This window comes from Paraburkholderia sp. BR14374 (assembly GCF_040948685.1).
Lineage (GTDB): Bacteria > Pseudomonadota > Gammaproteobacteria > Burkholderiales > Burkholderiaceae > Paraburkholderia > Paraburkholderia youngii.
Map to the genome: position 1 here is coordinate 1 of NZ_JBFPKF010000092.1, position 1,738 is coordinate 1,738.

Here is a 1,738-nt window from a genome sequence, read left to right on the forward strand (position 1 = left end):
CTCTTCGGCCCCATCGGCAACATTCCACCTGCCGAGGCAGAAGCCGCTTACTATGCAAATCTCGCTGAGTCTGTCACTGTGGCATGACGCAAGCAAAACGGTCTCCGGAAAACCCGGGGCGGCTCAAGATCCTGAGCGAGAAAGGCTTGATGCTGAAGGTGGGGTCGGCGGTCGACGCTACCTTGATTTCCGAACCCACTTCGACGAAGAACGGCTCTGGTACACGGGACCCGGAAATGCACCAGACGAAGAAGGGAAATCGATGATACTTCGGGATGAAAGCGCACGTCGGCGTGGACGCAAAGTCGGGCCTGGTCCACACGGTCATCGGCACAGCCGCCAACGTTCACGACATCAATGCGGCCGAAGCGCTGTTGCACGGCCAGGAAATGGATGTGTACGCTGACGCCGGATATCAGGGTATCGAAAAGCGCTGCTAGGTAAGCGCGGTTCGCTGGAATGTCGCGATGCGACCAGGCAGGCGCAGACAACTGGACCTAACCGATCGGCTGGACGCGATATTCGATCAGATTGAACGCCTGAAGGCCGGCATCCGCGCCAAGGTTGAACATCCGTTCCGCGCCCTCAAACAGCAGTTTGGCTATACAAAGAGCCGGTACCGAGGGTTGATGAAGAACACCGCCCAGATCACGACACTATTTGCTCTGGGCAACCTGTGGATGGCACGCAAGGCTTTGTGGAACCCTTGAAACGCTCGCAGATTCAGGCCGCGAATCTCGGCAAACAGTGGTCGTCACGCTTCAAAAGCTAGACGACCAACCTGCCAGCAGACTCTCATGGCTGATACGACGCAAGTGGCAAACGGCCAACTCTCTGAAAACGAGTTGTGCAGACCTTCCTTAGATTAGCAGACCGTTGTGCAATATGAAGGATTTAACCGATGAAGAAAGGTATTTTTGTTTTTACGCTCGCGCTTGGCGCATCGTGTCATGTGTTGGCTGACACGGCCGAAAGCTGCCCGAGTGTCACCGCAATCGAAAAAAACGGGGACACGTACATGGCAATGACTAGCGATGGTGAGGGTACATGGTTGGGCATTGGGCTGGACGATGACGGTGGCATCACTAAATTTAGCTCTGCCAAATTCCATCCAGCGATGGATGGTGGATCGCGAGCGGCAGTGAGCTGCTCATACGAGCTTGGTGACGGCGACTACGCAGATTTAGAATTCTTGCCGAGGCGTCCAGAACCGGACTTATCGGTGGACGTAAGCACGTGGCGTCAGAAACATGATCCTTACGGTCCTAGCTACTATGAATGCACTGCGCAGTCCGCGTTGGATTGTAGCTTCGATGTTGTCCGACGGCCGTGAACAATCTGTGGAATCTTAAGGAAGGCTTCGAGTGAGGCCTGTTGGCAGATTGCAGAGACTTCGACGCGTGAATCGCGGAAACCTGGCGCCCGCGCCGGCGGGGGGCAGATGACTGTTTTCAGTGCGGTTGTTCACTTCTGCCGACGCTTTGACGAATACATGCTTTACGCGAGCGAGTTCCGGCACTACCGCTTTCGCCGTCGAATAATTTCACACCGAGTTCCTACGGCGTAGACGCCTTGCCTGTTCGCCAGATATTCGACCTCCGGTGCGGGCAGCGCTTAGAGGGTGTTAGGCACTTTATGTCGGACCTGGTATCCTGGCGGAATGAAAAAACGCAGGCCTTACCCAACGGATGTATCGGATGAAGAGTGGTACTTCGCCGCTCCGTACCTGACCTTGATG

Annotated in this window: 1 protein-coding gene and 2 pseudogenes; 2 read left to right on the plus strand and 1 reads right to left on the minus strand. The window is 55.5% G+C overall.

All coding sequences use genetic code 11. The features are described 5' to 3' along the window. Positions 1-131: 131 nt before the first annotated feature. Together AB3X86_RS38085 and AB3X86_RS38090 are read left to right on the plus strand one after the other, a co-directional pair. Positions 132-710 (plus strand): annotated as a pseudogene (locus AB3X86_RS38085) (IS5 family transposase); the annotation flags it as partial. Positions 711-901: 191 nt separating this feature from the next. Continuing rightward, entirely contained in the window at positions 902-1,333 is a 432-nt protein-coding gene (locus AB3X86_RS38090; RefSeq protein WP_368599882.1) for a DUF3757 domain-containing protein, read from the plus strand. Positions 1,334-1,435: 102 nt separating this feature from the next. On the opposite strand, the pseudogene AB3X86_RS38095 reads toward AB3X86_RS38090, so the two are convergent. Next, positions 1,436-1,620: pseudogene (locus tag AB3X86_RS38095) on the minus strand (hypothetical protein); the annotation flags it as partial. Positions 1,621-1,738 lie beyond the last annotated feature (118 nt).